Origin of the sequence: Prevotella sp. HJM029 (assembly GCF_000599605.1) — a bacterium.
Classification (GTDB): Bacteria; Bacteroidota; Bacteroidia; order Bacteroidales; family Bacteroidaceae; genus Prevotella.
Map to the genome: position 1 here is coordinate 39,356 of NZ_AZHT01000177.1, position 14,080 is coordinate 53,435.

Genomic DNA, 14,080 nt, shown 5'->3' on the forward strand with positions numbered 1-14,080 from the left:
CCTTTTCGGTCTTTCTAAACATCTCCTGCACCCTTTTGCGCAAAGAAAACGGCAGTTTTGTCTTTCTCCCCAAGCATTTTTATCTCCATTCTCCACAAAATATTGTACCTTTGCAGGGCGTAGTTGCAGCGGCACGCCTCAGCGATTACCGGCCAGTGGGTGGTGGTGTGCGCGCTGTTTCACTGCGATGGTTATAAAGGTCTCATAGTTCAATGGATAGAACAAGTCTCTCCTAAAGATTAGATCCGAGTTCGATTCTCGGTGAGACCACATCCTTTTTCTTTTATTTCTTGACGCTACAGCTCTCGCTTATGGTTTATTTCATTTTGGCTTTTCGCGCCATTTCAAATAAACTTTGGGGCAGATGGCAGTAGCCGGTGGGGTTTTTGTCGAGATAATCTTGATGGTAGTCTTCGGCGGGATAGAAGTTTTTTAGGGGTGAAACCTCCACTTCCAAGGGCTTGTTGAAGTGTTTTTGCTGTTCGTGCATCATCGCTTCGATGAGGGGTAAATCGGCTTTGTCGGTGTAATAAATGCCTGTGCGGTATTGTGTGCCGCGGTCATTGCCTTGCCGATTGAGCGAGGTGGGGTCGATGGCCTTGAAATAAAGGTCGAGCAGGAAGGGCAGACTGACCATCGAAGGGTCGTATTCCACCTCAACGGTCTCGGCAAATCCGGTTTTGTCGGTGCACACTTCTTCGTAGTTAGGATGCGCTTTGTGTCCGTTGGCATAGCCCACTTGCGTGGCTTTTACGCCTTGAATCTGTTTGAAGAAATGCTCTGTCCCCCAGAAACATCCGCCTGCAAGATAGATGGTTCGCAAGGGATGGAGCAGCTTGAGATAGGCACCATAGCCCGCTTTTGCCATCTCTTGCTCGGGGATGAAGCGCAAAGCGCCGCTGTTGATGCAATAACGTTGTCCGCCTTTTTCGCGTGGTCCATCGTTGAAAACATGTCCCAAATGGGCGTCACCCAACTTGCTTCTCACCTCGGTGCGCGTCATGCCATGCGACAAATCAGTGTGCTCGGCAATCAGATCGTTGCTGATGGGACGCGAAAAGGCGGGCCAACCGCAGCCCGAATCATATTTGTCGGACGAGAGAAACAGCGGCTGTCCGGTGGTGATGTCGACATAGATGCCCGGCCGAAACTCGTGGTCGTAGGCATTGGTAAAGGGATGTTCGGTGGCCGCCTGCTGCGTAATGGCATATTGTTCGGCGGTGAGCATCTTGCGCAACGTGGCATCGTCGCGCTTGATGTATTGGTTGGTATCGTTGATTTCCATACGTTTGATATTGTTTACTACGTTGTTTTGCCCGTTGCTGTTGCAGGCAGAAAGGAGCAGGATGCCCCATAGAAGGAGGTGAAATGTTGTCCTCGCCGCGCAAAAGTTAGCGTGATGACACTTGTTCTTCTTCCCTTGTTGCAGAGAGATAAAAGCGTTTTGTCTCATATTCAAATGCTTCTCTTGTTTTTGTTCCTCTATATTCATATTCAACATTCAGCAGTTCATCAAAAGAAGTTCACTGCATGATGCGTTTTTTCTTTTCTTTATCCATGATGACCTTTCTGACAAATGAGAACGAATCGTGCTGCGAAGATAACGAATGAAGCAACAAGTTCCAAATATAATCTTATCTTTTTATGCTCAAAGCAGCAGCCGGCGGGCAAATTCCCACATCACAATGCCGGCCGTAGTGCTCACGTTGAGGCTGTGTTTGGTGCCCAACTGCGGAATTTCCAAGCAGCCATCGCATAGGTCGACCACACTTTGTTGCACGCCTTTCACCTCGTTTCCCAACACCACGGCATAGCCTTTGGCCGGTGTTTCGGTGTGTAAATTCAACTTTTGCAGCTTGCAACTGCCTTCCACTTGCTCCACCGCGTAGACGAAATAGCCGTTGCGTTGCAGCGTTTCTACCGCCGTTTCGGCCGACGAAAAATATTGCCATGCCACGCTATCCTCGCCACCTAAGGCCGTTTTATGGATTTCGGTGTGGGGCGGAGTGGCCGTGATGCCGCAGAGATAGAGTGCCTCAATGCGGAAAGCATCGCCCGAACGGAACACACTTCCCACGTTGTACAGGCTGCGAACATTGTCTAACACCACCACGAGGGGTAGCTTCTGCGCCGCCTTAAATGCCTCAATCGAGAGGCGTTTCATCTCAATGGTTTTGAGCTTTCTCATGCTTCTTGTGCATAGACCAGCGCGTAGGCCTTGATTCTTTTCACCATAGCCAAGAGCCCATTGCTGCGCGTTGGACTGAGATGTTCGCGCAATCCGATGCGATCGATGAAGTAAAGGTCGGCCTCGAGAATTTCTTTTGCCGTGTGATGGCTCAGCACCTGAATGAGCAAGGCGATGATTCCTTTCACTATCAGCGCATCGCTGTCGGCGCGGAACACCAATTCTCTGCCCTCGTTGTCGCATTGAATCCACACGCGACTCTGACAGCCGTCGATGAGATTTTCCTCTGTTTTATACTGTTCGGGCAGGGCTTCGAGCTCATTACCCAAATCGATGAGCAGCTGATAGCGATCCATCCAGTCTGAAAAGCCCTCGAACTCCTCAATCACTTCGTCTTGTATTTCGTTGATAGTCCTCATAAATGAATGTCATTTCTCCAAAAGCCTTGCTTCCAAAACCTCTCCAAAGAGGGAGGGGAGTGGTGGGCTGTGGAGATGAAGTTTCTATGTTTTGTTGATTATGATTTATTATTCTTGCTTTGTATTGTTGCTCAAGTTCACCTGACTCTCTCAAACCATTTTAGCTTTTTACGTTCCTTCCTTTTCTGAAAGTGTTTGGGGATTGGGCACCAGCTTATAGAGTTTGTCGCTCGGTCGCACCTTGTCGGGCACGGGAATTGACACGCGTGTGCCCTGTTCGGCAGTGGGAACGGGTTGCAGGTCGTAGCGAATTTCGTCGGCATGCAGATACATCACGCCGGTGGTGGGTCCCGTAATGAGCAGCTTTTCGCCCTGGTTGAAGGAGGAAGCCTCTACGGAAATCTCGGCAACGCCTAATTTAGAGAAGTATTTGATGACCTTACCGATGAGCACTTTCTTCTCGGTTGCCACACTACCATAGTGCTTATTCCACTCGCCGAGCGTCTGTCCTTGGTAGTAACCATCCCAAAAACCGCGGTTAAAGACGGTGGCGAGTCGCTCGTCCCACGCATCTTTCTTGGCCTCGGTGAACGTGCCTTCGAGCACACTCCGGATGGCTTCCTTGTAGCTTTTCACCACCGTGTAGACATATTCGGGGCCACGTGCACGACCTTCTATTTTGAAAACGCGCACGCCGGCATCCATCATTTTGTCGATGAAACGCACGGTTTTCAGGTCTTTCGGACTCATAATATATTGGTTGTCCACCTCTAATTCGTTGCCGGTCTCCTTATCTCGCACCTCATACGAGCGCCGACAAATCTGAATACACTCGCCTCTGTTGGCCGAACGGTTGCTGTTGGCGAGGCTGAGGTAGCATTTTCCGCTCACTGCCATGCACAAAGCGCCGTGGCAAAACATTTCGATGCGGATGGGATTTCCCATGGGACCGCAGATGTGTTGCTGCTCAATGTCCTCGTGAATGGCTTTCACCTGCTCCATATTGAGTTCGCGCGCCAGCACCACAACATCGGCAAAACGGCTGTAGAACTTCAGCGATTCGATGTTCGAGATATTGAGTTGGGTCGACAGGTGCACCTCTTGTCCCACTTCGTTGCAATAGCTCATCACGGCCACATCGCTGGCAATGACGGCCGAGATACCTGCTGCCTTGGCGGCATCGACAATGGTTTTCATCGTCGTCAGGTCGTTATCATAGATGATGGTGTTCACCGTCAGGTAGCTCTTCATGCCATGTTGGGCACACGTGGCTGCGATTTCGTGCAAGTCATCGATGTCAAAATGGTTGGCCGAATGTGACCGCATGTTGAGCTTTCCAATGCCGAAATAAACCGAGTCGGCGCCCGCTTGGATGGCAGCTGCGAGGCTTTCGCGCGAGCCTACGGGTGCCATTACTTCGTAATCCGTGATTTTTCCTTTCATGGCTGCAAAATTACTGATTTTCTTTGTAACTTTGTTGGGCATGAAGAAAATTCTTTTTTGCCTCATCATGGGGCTTCTGTGGCTCAGTTCTTGCACACGACCGGTGCAGCGAAAGGCCGAAAGATCGCCGTTTGTCATTGATGTGTTGCTCAAAACAACGCCGGTGAAAGACCAGGGGCGCAGCACGCTTTGCTGGGTTTATGCTATGCTGGCCACCATCGAAACCAACCACCTGATGCAGGGCGACTCGGTGAATCTCAGTCCAAATTACATCGCACGCAGGCTGATGATGGACGAGATGCGCCGCTGCTATCTTGCTCATGGGGCCGCGCCGTTGCGCCTTCGGGGCATGGGGCCACGCTTGTTACATCTCCTTTCGGCCTATGGGGTGGTGCCCTATGATAGCTATTCCACCCTCAAGCCCGTCAATCTCAACGTGCTTGCCCATCGTTTGCAGCGCGCCACGCAGGCCGTTCACGACTTTGCTTCGCTCAATGCACAGGGCAATCGGTTGCTCGATGAGGCCTTGGGCTATCTGCCTGGTGCCACGGTTCACATGCTCGGCGCCGACTATACGCCGCAGGAGTTTGCCCGAAGTGTGTGTCGCGACGATGAATACCAGGCGCTAACGAGCTTCACCCATCATCCCTTTGGCCAACGTTTTGTCCTCGAAGTGCCCGACAATGTGGCGGGCGACAGTGCACTCAACGTGCCTCTCGACAAGCTGATGGCGTTCATCGTGCAGCGTTTGCAAAGCGGCAGAGCGGTGTTTTGGGAAGGCGATGTGTCGTCAGAAGGTTTCGATTTCGTTGGCGGAGTGGCCGTCCTCACCACGCAACACATCACGCAACAACAGCGCCAACAGGCTTTCGAGCGCCTCCAAACCACCGACGATCACGCCATGGCACTCGTGGGATTGGCCCACGACCACCGCGGCAACCGCTATTTCATTGCTAAAAATTCGTGGGGCGCCCACAACCGTTTCCATGGTTTTGTCTACCTCAGTGAGGCCTATGTGCGGCTCAACACCACACTGATTGTGGGGTGATGGGCTGCCCATCAAGTCGTTTTTATAAGGAACAATCATCCCATTCAGAGCCCTACAAAGGCTTTTGCGCGCAGCAATAACCCATTCGGCGCATCATCAAGTTTTCTACATCATGTTATCGTCCGTTCGGCTTGGCCAATGGTCTTTTGCAAGGATGCGGCGGCCTGTTCGGTAAACGGAAGTACCTTTTGTAAGGTTGTAAAGCCCCATTCGACTTACCGAATGGAGCTTTTTATAGCAAATGGCGTACTTTATACATCCATTTTATGCAAGGTTTTGCATGCAATTGTTGGGCAAAACATACGTTACTATCAGATGCATTGTACCTACAGGTTTGTTTATCGCTCACCCCAATCGCCCCGATCGAGCTGGCGATAGCTGATGGCTTCGGAGAGATGGTGGGGCAACACCTGCGCACTGACGTCGAGATCGGCGATGGTGCGCGCCACTTTGAGGATGCGACTATAGGCACGAGCACTCAAACTGAGGCGCTGCATGGCCGTCTTGAGCAGTTCGATTCCCGCGGCATCGGGCTCGGCATACTGATGAATCATGCGCTCGGTCATCTGTGCATTGCAGTGAATGGCCTTGTGGGTGCTGAAGCGTTGGGTCTGAATTTCGCGCGCCTTCATCACCCGCTCGCGGATGGTGGCACTGGGTTCGCCAGGCGTTGCGCGACTGATATCGGCAAAAGGCACGGGCGTTATCTCGCATTGGATGTCGATGCGGTCGAGCAATGGCCCCGAGATTTTATTCATGTAGTGCTGAATTTGCCCTGGCGAGCACACGCAATGGTGGGTTGGATCGCCGTAATAGCCGCACGGACAGGGGTTCATGCTGGCCACAAACATAAACGAACAAGGGAACGTGATGTTGTATTTTGCGCGGCTGATGGTAATCATTCTGTCCTCCAATGGCTGCCGCAACACCTCTAAAGTGTGTTTGTTAAACTCGGGCAACTCGTCGCAAAAGAGCACGCCATGATGGGCTAATGAGATTTCACCCGGCATGGGATTGGCGCCACCGCCCACCAAAGCTACCTCGGAAATGGTGTGATGGGGTGCGCGGAAGGGGCGCTGACTGATGAGCGATGTGCCCGAACCTAAACGCCCGGCGATGCTGTGTATTTGCGTCGTTTCAAGGCTTTCGGCCAAGGTTAGCGGCGGAAGAATGGACGGAAGTCGCTTGGCCATCATCGATTTTCCGCTGCCCGGAGGCCCCAACATGATGAGGTTGTGTCCGCCAGCCGCCGCCACTTCGAGTGCACGTTTCACGCTTTCTTGCCCTTTCACATCGCTGAAATCGAAGTCGAAGTGGCTTTGTTGCTCATAAAACTCCTTGCGGGTGTCGATGATGGTGGGCTGGAAAGCGTCGGGCTGGGTGAGGAATTGCAGCACGTCGGCCATTGTTTCCATGCCATAAACATCGAGGTTGTTCACCACAGCGGCCTCTCTTACGTTGGCTTTGGGCACGATGAGGCCTTTAAATTTCTCGGCTCTCGCCCGGATAGCGATCGGCAATGCGCCTTTGATGGGTTGCAGATGGCCGTCTAAACTCAGCTCACCCACGAGCATATAGTGGTCTAACACGTCGGAATGGAGGTTGCCGTTGGCCGCCAAAAGGGCGATGGCTAAAGGCAAATCAAAGCCACTACCTTCCTTTTTCAGGTCGGCAGGCGCAAGATTTATGGTGATGTCGGCACGCGGAAACTTATAGCCACAGAACAACATTGCTGCGGCAATGCGGTCGCGTCCCTCCTGAACAGCCTTGTCACCCAAGCCGGTCAGGTGGTACATCACGCCGGGATGGAGACTCACTTCCACCGTGACGGTGGTCACTTCGAGCCCATTAACGGCCGCACTATAGGTTTTTACTAACATGGAGTGGTGGGGAATAGGGGGGAGTTGGGTGGGGGAATGAATGGTTAGGTGTAGAAGATGAGGGGCGTGGGGCGTAGCAAATGCGCGATGAAGTGTGACATCTGCTGACTGCTTTTGCCGTTTAAGGTGCCGTCTTGGGCAGCAGTTCGTCCACCTTCTTCATCAGTTGTTCGATAGAAAGGCCATGCGCTACGATGCGCCCCCGTTGCAAAACGAGGTTGTCGGGCACGGTGGTTAGGCCGAGCAGTTGCAGCGTTGGACTGTTGAACAGTTGCTGATCGTTCACCGTGGGCCAAGCCATCGACTGACTTTCAAGGCTCCGTCGGCAGTCACTTCGGCTGGCATCGAGGTTAAATCCAACGACTTTCAGCTGGCCATTAGCGCGCTGATAGCTGTCGTTGAGTCGGCTATTGAGCGCATTGTAATCGTAATTCCACGTGGCCCATGTATAGAGAACGGCCACCGGAGCCGTGCGCAATGCCTTCACATCAATGGCTTTTCCGTTGATGTCGCGTGCCGAGAAGTTGGGCAAGGTGCCCTTCTCTAAAGTGGCAAGCGATTTGAGTTGCCCCTGCAGCAGGCGCAGATAGCCATATTCGGGTTGCGCCTTGAGCAGCATGTTGATGAGTGAAAGTGCCTTGTTGTAGTTGGCACGAGGCGTCTTAATGAAATATTTCGTCACTAAATAAGCCCCAACAGGCGACTCGGGATGGTCGGCAATGAACTGCGCGGCATAGCGTTCCATCTCGGGAGGTGAAGCATTTGCAATCTGTTGGCGAAACTTATTCATCAGCTCATTGGTCTTGCTTCCCGTCACTTCCAACTCTTTTAAGTGCGAAGCGTCACCCTTTACATCAACCGATTTGCCGGGTTCGGCGAAGATAGGCTGCTCAGAAAAGTTGGGAAATACCAACATCAAGATACTGGGTTTGGTACAAGGCATCTCATAAGAGAAGCGTCCTGCCTCCACCTTTATTGTATCTAAGCCCGCTGAAGCACCATCTAAGGCATACACATAAAACTCACCTTGGTTGATGTTCGTTAAGCGACCGTCGAAGGAGAAATGCTTCTTGTCGGTGCTACACGATACAAAACCCAAGATGAGCAGTATCAGGATGTAAACTTGTTTCATTAACGAATGTTCGCCAATTCTAAGTCGTTTTCGGCATAAGTGCGCAAGGTAGCGTCTTGTTGCAATGCCTTTTGTAGCGCTTGTTGAGCAGCATCGCGCTTCCCTTGACGTGCATAGAGGATGGCTTTCAGATAGCTTGTCATAGCATCGCCCTGCTGAATGGCGTTCAAAGTTTGCTCAGCTGCCATGTAGTTCTTGTTGAGCAGCTGTGCCAAAGCTGCGCTGTTGTTGTTGTTAAACAGCTCTTCGGTGGCGTTAGCATAATTGCCTCGTGCGATGTTCAATGCGCCTAAAATTTCGTTAAAGCCATTCGCTTCGGTGGCATTGGCAAGATTTTGCTCTGCTTGTGCCACGCGTCCGTGCGTCAAGTCAATATAAGCTTTGTTGGCAAAGGCCTCGGGTGCTTTGCTATTGTAGCGCAAAGCCTGGTTCAAATAGCGCTCAGCAGTAGCTTCATCGCCTTTGTTTAAGGCTAAAGCGGCTAAGTTATTATAGGCGCGGAAGTCGTTGCTATACAGTTGAGTTGTCTTCTTATAAATCGCTTCTTTGGTTGAAACCTGATCCTCTAAAGCTGCCAAGTAGAGCAATTCTTCCAAACTTAGCTTCGTGGGGTCGGCTGCATATTGCTGCTTAATCTGCTCATCGCTGCGACCAATCACCTGATAATTGATGATTAAACGGCTTCGACGCAACTCAGGGAGAATGCCATCAGCCAACTCTCTGAACCCTTCGCTCATGTTTCTGATTTGCTGTTCGCGCTCTTGTGGGTCTTTATACATCGACAACACGCGCAAAATCACGTCCTTATCCTGGATGTTGCTGGCCTGAACGAGCTTCATAAAGCCTTCCCAGTCTTGCGCAGTGTAGTGTGCATCGATGTCTGCTTGCATCTTGTTGCCCTTGAGTTGCTGCTTCACATAGCCCTCACTTACGTTCTGACGCTTGTTGGCTAACTTGTCGTTGAAGTTGTAACCACCATCAGGAGAAGCATAAGCTTTCACCTCAACATTCTTGATAGCCAAGCCTTCGCGGTCGGCATTGATGCGTTTCAGCATTGCAACAAACTCTTTGACGCTGTTGTTTTTCAACTCGTTACTGCGCAAATTGGCTTGGTTGATGAGAAACTTCACATTGGCTTCCTGCTGCTTGTTGATGACACGTTGGAACGAATCGAGTGCCAAGCAAGCACCACCTTGACGAATGGTACGACGATAAAGCTCGGCGGTAGCAATCACACCATAGTTTACTTTCAATGCAGGTATCTCCACTTTCTTGTTGCCAATGGTAGCATTGAAAGCCAAATACATGTCGCTCTTCTGCATCTCGGGCACATAGTTGAAGTTAGCTTTCATGGTGTAACGACCGCCTAAACGATAAGAAATCGTACGATCATTGCCCATTACCTTCTCGCCCTGGAAAGTTGTGCCTTCGCCTCTTGCCACTTGTCCATTGCCATAATGCAGCTCAGGAATAACGGTTACCGTGGCTTTTTTGTTCATAAACTTCTCAGGAAACTGCCCTTCTATCGTTGCAGAAACCTTTCCTCCAACCACTTCTAATGGTTTAGGACTAACTGAAAAATTATCAGCCGTCAACTTACCTAATTTCGAACAAGAAGTTAGTGATAGAAAGGCGCATGCAGATAGCGTAAGAATAAGGTTTCTGTTCATAATGTATACATCTTTAAAGTGATGTGCCGCGAGCGGGACTCGAACCCGCACAGCCATTTCTGGCCAAGGGATTTTAAGTCCCTCGTGTCTACCAATTCCACCATTGCGGCATCGGATTTCTCCTTAAACATTAACAAATTGAGCGGAAAACGGGACTCGAACCCGCGACCCCGACCTTGGCAAGGTCGTGCTCTACCAACTGAGCTATTTCCGCAAATGGTGGTGCAAAGATAAGTCTTATTCATGAAATATCCAAATTTTTTTGCTGTAATTGTGTATGATGGCTACTGAGATGGCGCATAAAATCGGCTCCATCGTGTCGCAAAAGAATATCTTGCAGTATGGCTATATATAATAAGGTGTAACAACATGCACCGTTTTCTCCTGGTTATATGGGTGAGTTGAGGGGTGCGTGGGTTTCTTAAAATTGCTAAATCATGCCCTTTTCTCAGAAGATTACACTAAATTTGCAACTCATTTGAGATGGAAAAAAGATGAGTTTAACCCATATTGTGCGTAAGGTTTTCGTGCCGCGCCAGAAGCAATTAGAACGTTATAATGATGCCGCAATCGCTTTGCAGCACGATGTTTTAATGCGTTTGGTAGAGAGAGGCGCTCACACAGAATATGGCCGAAAGATGCAAATGAACCGCTTGGCAACGTATGATGACTTTGCCAAGCAGGTGCCTGTGAACAGCTATGAGGAATTGAAAGCCGACATCGACCGCATGCGCCATGGCGAAAGCAATGTGCTTTGGCCGGGACGGGTGCGTTTCTTTGCTAAATCGTCGGGTACCACCAACGACAAAAGCAAGTTCATTCCTGTGTCACGCGAGGGTTTACATCGTATTCATTATGCGGGTGGTTTCGACACCGTGGCGCTCTATCTGCGCAACAATCCCACAAGCAAACTTTTCGATGGGCGTGGCCTTATCCTCGGCGGTAGTCACGCTTCCAACTACAATCGGGTAGGTTCTTTGGTGGGAGATCTCAGTGCTATCTTGATAGAAAATATCAACCCCTTAGCCAATCTCGTGCGGGTGCCAAAGAAGCAAACGGCACTGTTGAGCGATTTCGAATTGAAACGCGACCGCATAGCCCACGAGTGTCTGCACAAAAATGTCACGAACCTCTCGGGTGTGCCGAGTTGGATGCTCAGTGTTTTGGTGCGCGTGATGGAACTTTCGGGCAAGCAACATTTGGAAGAAGTGTGGCCCAATTTGGAAGTATTTTTTCACGGCGGCATCGCTTTCACACCCTATCGTTCGCAATACGAGCAACTCATCACTAACCCCAACATGCGCTATATGGAGACCTATAACGCCAGTGAAGGTTTCTTTGGCATACAGAGCGACCCCACGGATAAGAGCCTTTTGTTGATGGTCGACTACGATGTGTTCTACGAATTTATCCCCATGAGCGAGTTTGGAAGCGAGCATCCCACCATCATCCCCTTGGAAGGTGTGCAGACAGGCATCAACTATGCCATGCTCATCACCACGAGTTGTGGCCTGTGGCGTTATGTCATTGGTGACACCGTGAGCTTCACAAGCACCCAACCCTATAAATTTATCATCACCGGGCGCACCAAATATTTCATCAATGCCTTTGGTGAAGAACTCATTATGGACAATGCCGAGCAGGGATTAGCCTATGCTTGTGCGCAAACAGGTGCCGAGGTACTCGAATATACTGCTGCTCCTGTCTTCATGGATGAACAGGCAAAATGTCGCCATCAGTGGCTCATCGAGTTTGCTACGCCCCCCAACTCCATCGCCCATTTTGCCGAACTATTGGACCAGCAGTTGCAAACCCTCAACAGCGACTACGAGGCTAAGCGCTTTCATGACATCACCTTGCAACCATTAGAGGTGATTGTGGCGCGCAAAGGGCTGTTTAACGACTGGATGAAAGCCAACGGAAAATTGGGTGGACAGCATAAAGTGCCACGCTTGAGCAACAGCCGAAAGAACATCGAAGCACTCCTCTCGTTTGACCATTCCAACCTCATGGGGGAGTAGTTCTATAAAATAAGGTATGAAAAAAGCAAACAATTGTTCGATATATAGCAAGTCGTGGCGCTGTCTCACAGCAGCCTTTGCGGTGCTACTCGTGGCCTGTTTGGCCGCATGTGCACGCATGGGAAGTCCCGATGGTGGCTGGTATGATGAGACACCACCACACGTTGTGGGCGCAGAACCCGCCGACCAGGGCACCAATGTGAAGCAGCGCAAGATTAAAATCAACTTCAACGAGTTTGTTAAAATCGACAATGCCACCGAGAAAGTGATTGTCTCTCCACCCCAATTGCAGATGCCCGAAATCAAAGCCACGGGTAAAAGCATTGAAGTGAAGCTGCTGGACTCACTCCAACGCAACACCACCTACACCATTGATTTCAGCGATGCCATCAGCGATAACAATGAAGGAAACCCCTTGGGCAACTACACTTACAGCTTCTCTACGGGCGAAACCATCGACACAATGGAAGTGTCGGGTTATGTCGTAGCGGCTGAAAATCTCGAACCGGTGAAGGGCATTTTGGTGGGCTTGTATGCCAATCTATCCGACTCAGCCTTTCAAACGCTGCCCATGTTGCGTGTCAGTCGCACCGACAGTCGCGGCCATTTCGTCATCAAAGGGGTGAAATCGGGCAGCTATCGCATTTATGCCTTGCAGGATATGGATGGCAACTATCAGTTCAACCAAAAGAGTGAGAAGATTGCTTTTACGCCTGAAGTGCTCAAAACCACGTGCAAAGCAGATGTGCGACAAGACACCGTGTGGCGCGACTCGCTCCACATCGCCGACATCAAGCGTGTGGGCTACACCCATTTCCTGCCCGATGACATTGCACTTGCAGCCTTTCAAGAGCTGCAAACCAATCGCTATCTGCTCAGTGTCAACCGCAAAGACCCCAACCATTTCACGGTGAATTTCAGCTATGGCGACAAACAGTTGCCCACCATCAAGGGGCTGAATTTCAACGCCCACAACGCCTTCATCCCCATAGCCCACGCTCAAAACGACACCATCGACTATTGGTTGCGCGACACGGCCTTGGTGAATCAAGACACGTTGCACATGGAGATGACCTATATGCGCACCGACTCGCTCGGTAAACTCGTGGCACAGACCGACACGTTGGAGGTGCTGTCAAAGGTGAGTTATGCGCAACGGATGAAACAAAAGCAAAAGGCTTTTGAACAATGGCAAAAACAACAAGAGAAAAAGAAAAAGCGCGAAGAACCCTATGAAACGGCCTATCCACCCGAAACGGTGACGATGCAGGCTGACATCTCGAGCGATTTCGCTCCCGATAAAAATGTGTTGTTACATTTCAACACGCCATTGGCTACCATCGACACGAGCAAGGTGCATCTCTATACCAAGGTCGATACGCTGTGGTATCGAGCGCGTTATGAACTGAAACCCATCGCGCGGCGCAATGCTCAGGGACAGTTGGTGCGTCCCGACTCGTTGAAGTATGGTACCGACTATGAGCTATTGGGCGAGTGGAAGCCCGGACAGGAATATAGTCTTGAAACCGATAGCTTGGCTTTCGTCGATATCTATGGTGCCGTTTCGAAAAAGTTTAAACAGGGCTTTAAGGTGAAAACCCTCGACGAATACAGCACACTGTTCATCACACTCGCTGGCATGGAGGGAAAAGATTGCATGGTGTCGCTGCTCGACAAGAACGACAAGGTGGTGAAAACGGTACGGGCTGACAACAGCCGAGCAGAGTTTTTCTATGTGGTTCCCGATACCTATTACCTGCGTTTGTTTGTCGATGCCAACCATAATGGCATGTGGGACACGGGCGATTATGCTACTCAGCGACAGCCCGAGACGGTGTATTATTATCCAGGGAAGATTGAATGCAAGGCGAAATGGGATGTAAACGAGACGTGGAACCCCACGGCCGTGCCACTTTATGAACAGAAACCTGTTGCCATTACGCAGCAGAAGGCCGACAAGCAGAAGAAAATTCAGCATCGCAATGCTGAGCGGGCACGCAGTCTGGGTATTGAATATAAACCCTAAGCAGTAGAGTAGCTGTCTGTTGGGGCAATCGTTTCCGTGCACGATATGGTCCATTGCAATGCACCGAACCTAACTTAGGCGGAGTAAGAGCATGCGGATGGGGGCGCAATAGACATCACTTTAGCAGCTTATCAATGCCACTTTGTGGGGCAAAAGCATTGCTTTTAAGGTGACGACGAATAGAAATAGAGGGATATTGAAGAAAAAAGATTAAAATAAAAGGATATGATACAGCAGAAAAAAAAGAATAAAT

10 protein-coding genes and 3 tRNA genes are annotated in these 14,080 nt (G+C 50.4%); 4 read left to right on the forward strand and 9 right to left on the reverse strand.

Going from position 1 to position 14,080, the window contains the following annotated elements; translation table 11 throughout:
• The first annotated feature begins 198 nt into the window (after positions 1-198).
• Positions 199-270 (forward strand) — tRNA-Arg (locus X919_RS0106545).
• Between the two features lie 46 nt (positions 271-316).
• On the opposite strand, the gene X919_RS0106550 is transcribed toward X919_RS0106545, so the two are convergent.
• From X919_RS0106550 to X919_RS0106565, 4 genes are all read right to left on the reverse strand, one after another.
• Positions 317-1,285 (reverse strand): bifunctional methionine sulfoxide reductase B/A protein, encoded by a 969-nt coding sequence (locus X919_RS0106550; protein WP_253270099.1) that lies wholly within the window; start codon positions 1,283-1,285, stop codon positions 317-319.
• A 363-nt stretch (positions 1,286-1,648) separates the two neighbouring features.
• Positions 1,649-2,188 carry an RNA methyltransferase gene (locus X919_RS0106555; protein ID WP_028899471.1) on the reverse strand — a complete coding sequence of 180 codons (540 nt, stop codon included), beginning with the start codon at positions 2,186-2,188 and terminating at the stop codon, positions 1,649-1,651.
• Complete coding sequence (locus tag X919_RS0106560) at positions 2,185-2,607, reverse strand: SufE family protein (RefSeq protein ID WP_028899472.1); 423 nt, start codon at positions 2,605-2,607, stop codon at positions 2,185-2,187. The genes X919_RS0106555 and X919_RS0106560 overlap by 4 nt, the downstream gene beginning before the upstream one ends.
• A 168-nt stretch (positions 2,608-2,775) precedes the next feature.
• Positions 2,776-4,050 (reverse strand): peptidase U32 family protein, encoded by a 1,275-nt coding sequence (locus tag X919_RS0106565; RefSeq protein ID WP_028899473.1) that lies wholly within the window; start codon positions 4,048-4,050, stop codon positions 2,776-2,778.
• Between the two features lie 40 nt (positions 4,051-4,090).
• On the opposite strand from X919_RS0106565, the gene X919_RS0106570 reads away from it, so the two are divergent.
• The gene (locus tag X919_RS0106570) at positions 4,091-5,098 is read left to right on the forward strand and encodes a C1 family peptidase (protein ID WP_028899474.1); all 1,008 of its coding nucleotides are present in this window, start codon (positions 4,091-4,093) and stop codon (positions 5,096-5,098) included.
• 338 nt (positions 5,099-5,436) lie between these two features.
• On the opposite strand, the gene X919_RS0106575 is transcribed toward X919_RS0106570, so the two are convergent.
• The 5 genes from X919_RS0106575 to X919_RS0106595 all read right to left on the reverse strand — a co-directional run bounded on the left by X919_RS0106575 (position 5,437) and on the right by X919_RS0106595 (position 9,994).
• The gene (locus tag X919_RS0106575) at positions 5,437-6,978 is read right to left on the reverse strand and encodes a YifB family Mg chelatase-like AAA ATPase (protein ID WP_028899475.1); all 1,542 of its coding nucleotides are present in this window, start codon (positions 6,976-6,978) and stop codon (positions 5,437-5,439) included.
• Positions 6,979-7,099: 121 nt separating this feature from the next.
• Positions 7,100-8,110: a DUF4369 domain-containing protein gene (locus X919_RS0106580; RefSeq protein WP_028899476.1), complete on the reverse strand. Its 1,011-nt coding sequence runs from the start codon at positions 8,108-8,110 to the stop codon at positions 7,100-7,102.
• Positions 8,110-9,780 (reverse strand): tetratricopeptide repeat protein, encoded by a 1,671-nt coding sequence (locus X919_RS0106585; protein WP_028899477.1) that lies wholly within the window; start codon positions 9,778-9,780, stop codon positions 8,110-8,112. The genes X919_RS0106580 and X919_RS0106585 overlap by 1 nt, the downstream gene beginning before the upstream one ends.
• Before the next feature lie 24 nt (positions 9,781-9,804).
• A tRNA-Leu gene (locus X919_RS0106590) sits at positions 9,805-9,890 on the reverse strand.
• A gap of 31 nt (positions 9,891-9,921) precedes the next feature.
• Positions 9,922-9,994: transfer RNA gene (locus tag X919_RS0106595), tRNA-Gly, on the reverse strand.
• 280 nt (positions 9,995-10,274) lie between these two features.
• Between X919_RS0106595 and X919_RS0106600 the strand changes: the two genes are divergently transcribed.
• Entirely contained in the window at positions 10,275-11,801 is a 1,527-nt protein-coding gene (locus tag X919_RS0106600) for a GH3 auxin-responsive promoter family protein (protein WP_028899478.1), read from the forward strand.
• A gap of 16 nt (positions 11,802-11,817) precedes the next feature.
• Complete coding sequence (locus X919_RS0106605) at positions 11,818-13,827, forward strand: Ig-like domain-containing protein (protein WP_028899479.1); 2,010 nt, start codon at positions 11,818-11,820, stop codon at positions 13,825-13,827.
• Positions 13,828-14,080 lie beyond the last annotated feature (253 nt).

Coding starts and splice junctions, on each gene's coding strand:
- X919_RS0106550 (WP_253270099.1), bottom strand. CDS start 1,285: ATGGAAATCAACGATACCAACCAATACATCAAGCGCGACGATGCCACG.
- X919_RS0106560 (WP_028899472.1), bottom strand. CDS start 2,607: ATGAGGACTATCAACGAAATACAAGACGAAGTGATTGAGGAGTTCGAG.
- X919_RS0106575 (WP_028899475.1), bottom strand. CDS start 6,978: ATGTTAGTAAAAACCTATAGTGCGGCCGTTAATGGGCTCGAAGTGACC.
- X919_RS0106570 (WP_028899474.1), top strand. CDS start 4,091: ATGAAGAAAATTCTTTTTTGCCTCATCATGGGGCTTCTGTGGCTCAGT.
- X919_RS0106555 (WP_028899471.1), bottom strand. CDS start 2,188: ATGAGAAAGCTCAAAACCATTGAGATGAAACGCCTCTCGATTGAGGCA.
- X919_RS0106600 (WP_028899478.1), top strand. CDS start 10,275: ATGAGTTTAACCCATATTGTGCGTAAGGTTTTCGTGCCGCGCCAGAAG.
- X919_RS0106605 (WP_028899479.1), top strand. CDS start 11,818: ATGAAAAAAGCAAACAATTGTTCGATATATAGCAAGTCGTGGCGCTGT.
- X919_RS0106580 (WP_028899476.1), bottom strand. CDS start 8,110: ATGAAACAAGTTTACATCCTGATACTGCTCATCTTGGGTTTTGTATCG.
- X919_RS0106585 (WP_028899477.1), bottom strand. CDS start 9,780: ATGAACAGAAACCTTATTCTTACGCTATCTGCATGCGCCTTTCTATCA.
- X919_RS0106565 (WP_028899473.1), bottom strand. CDS start 4,050: ATGAAAGGAAAAATCACGGATTACGAAGTAATGGCACCCGTAGGCTCG.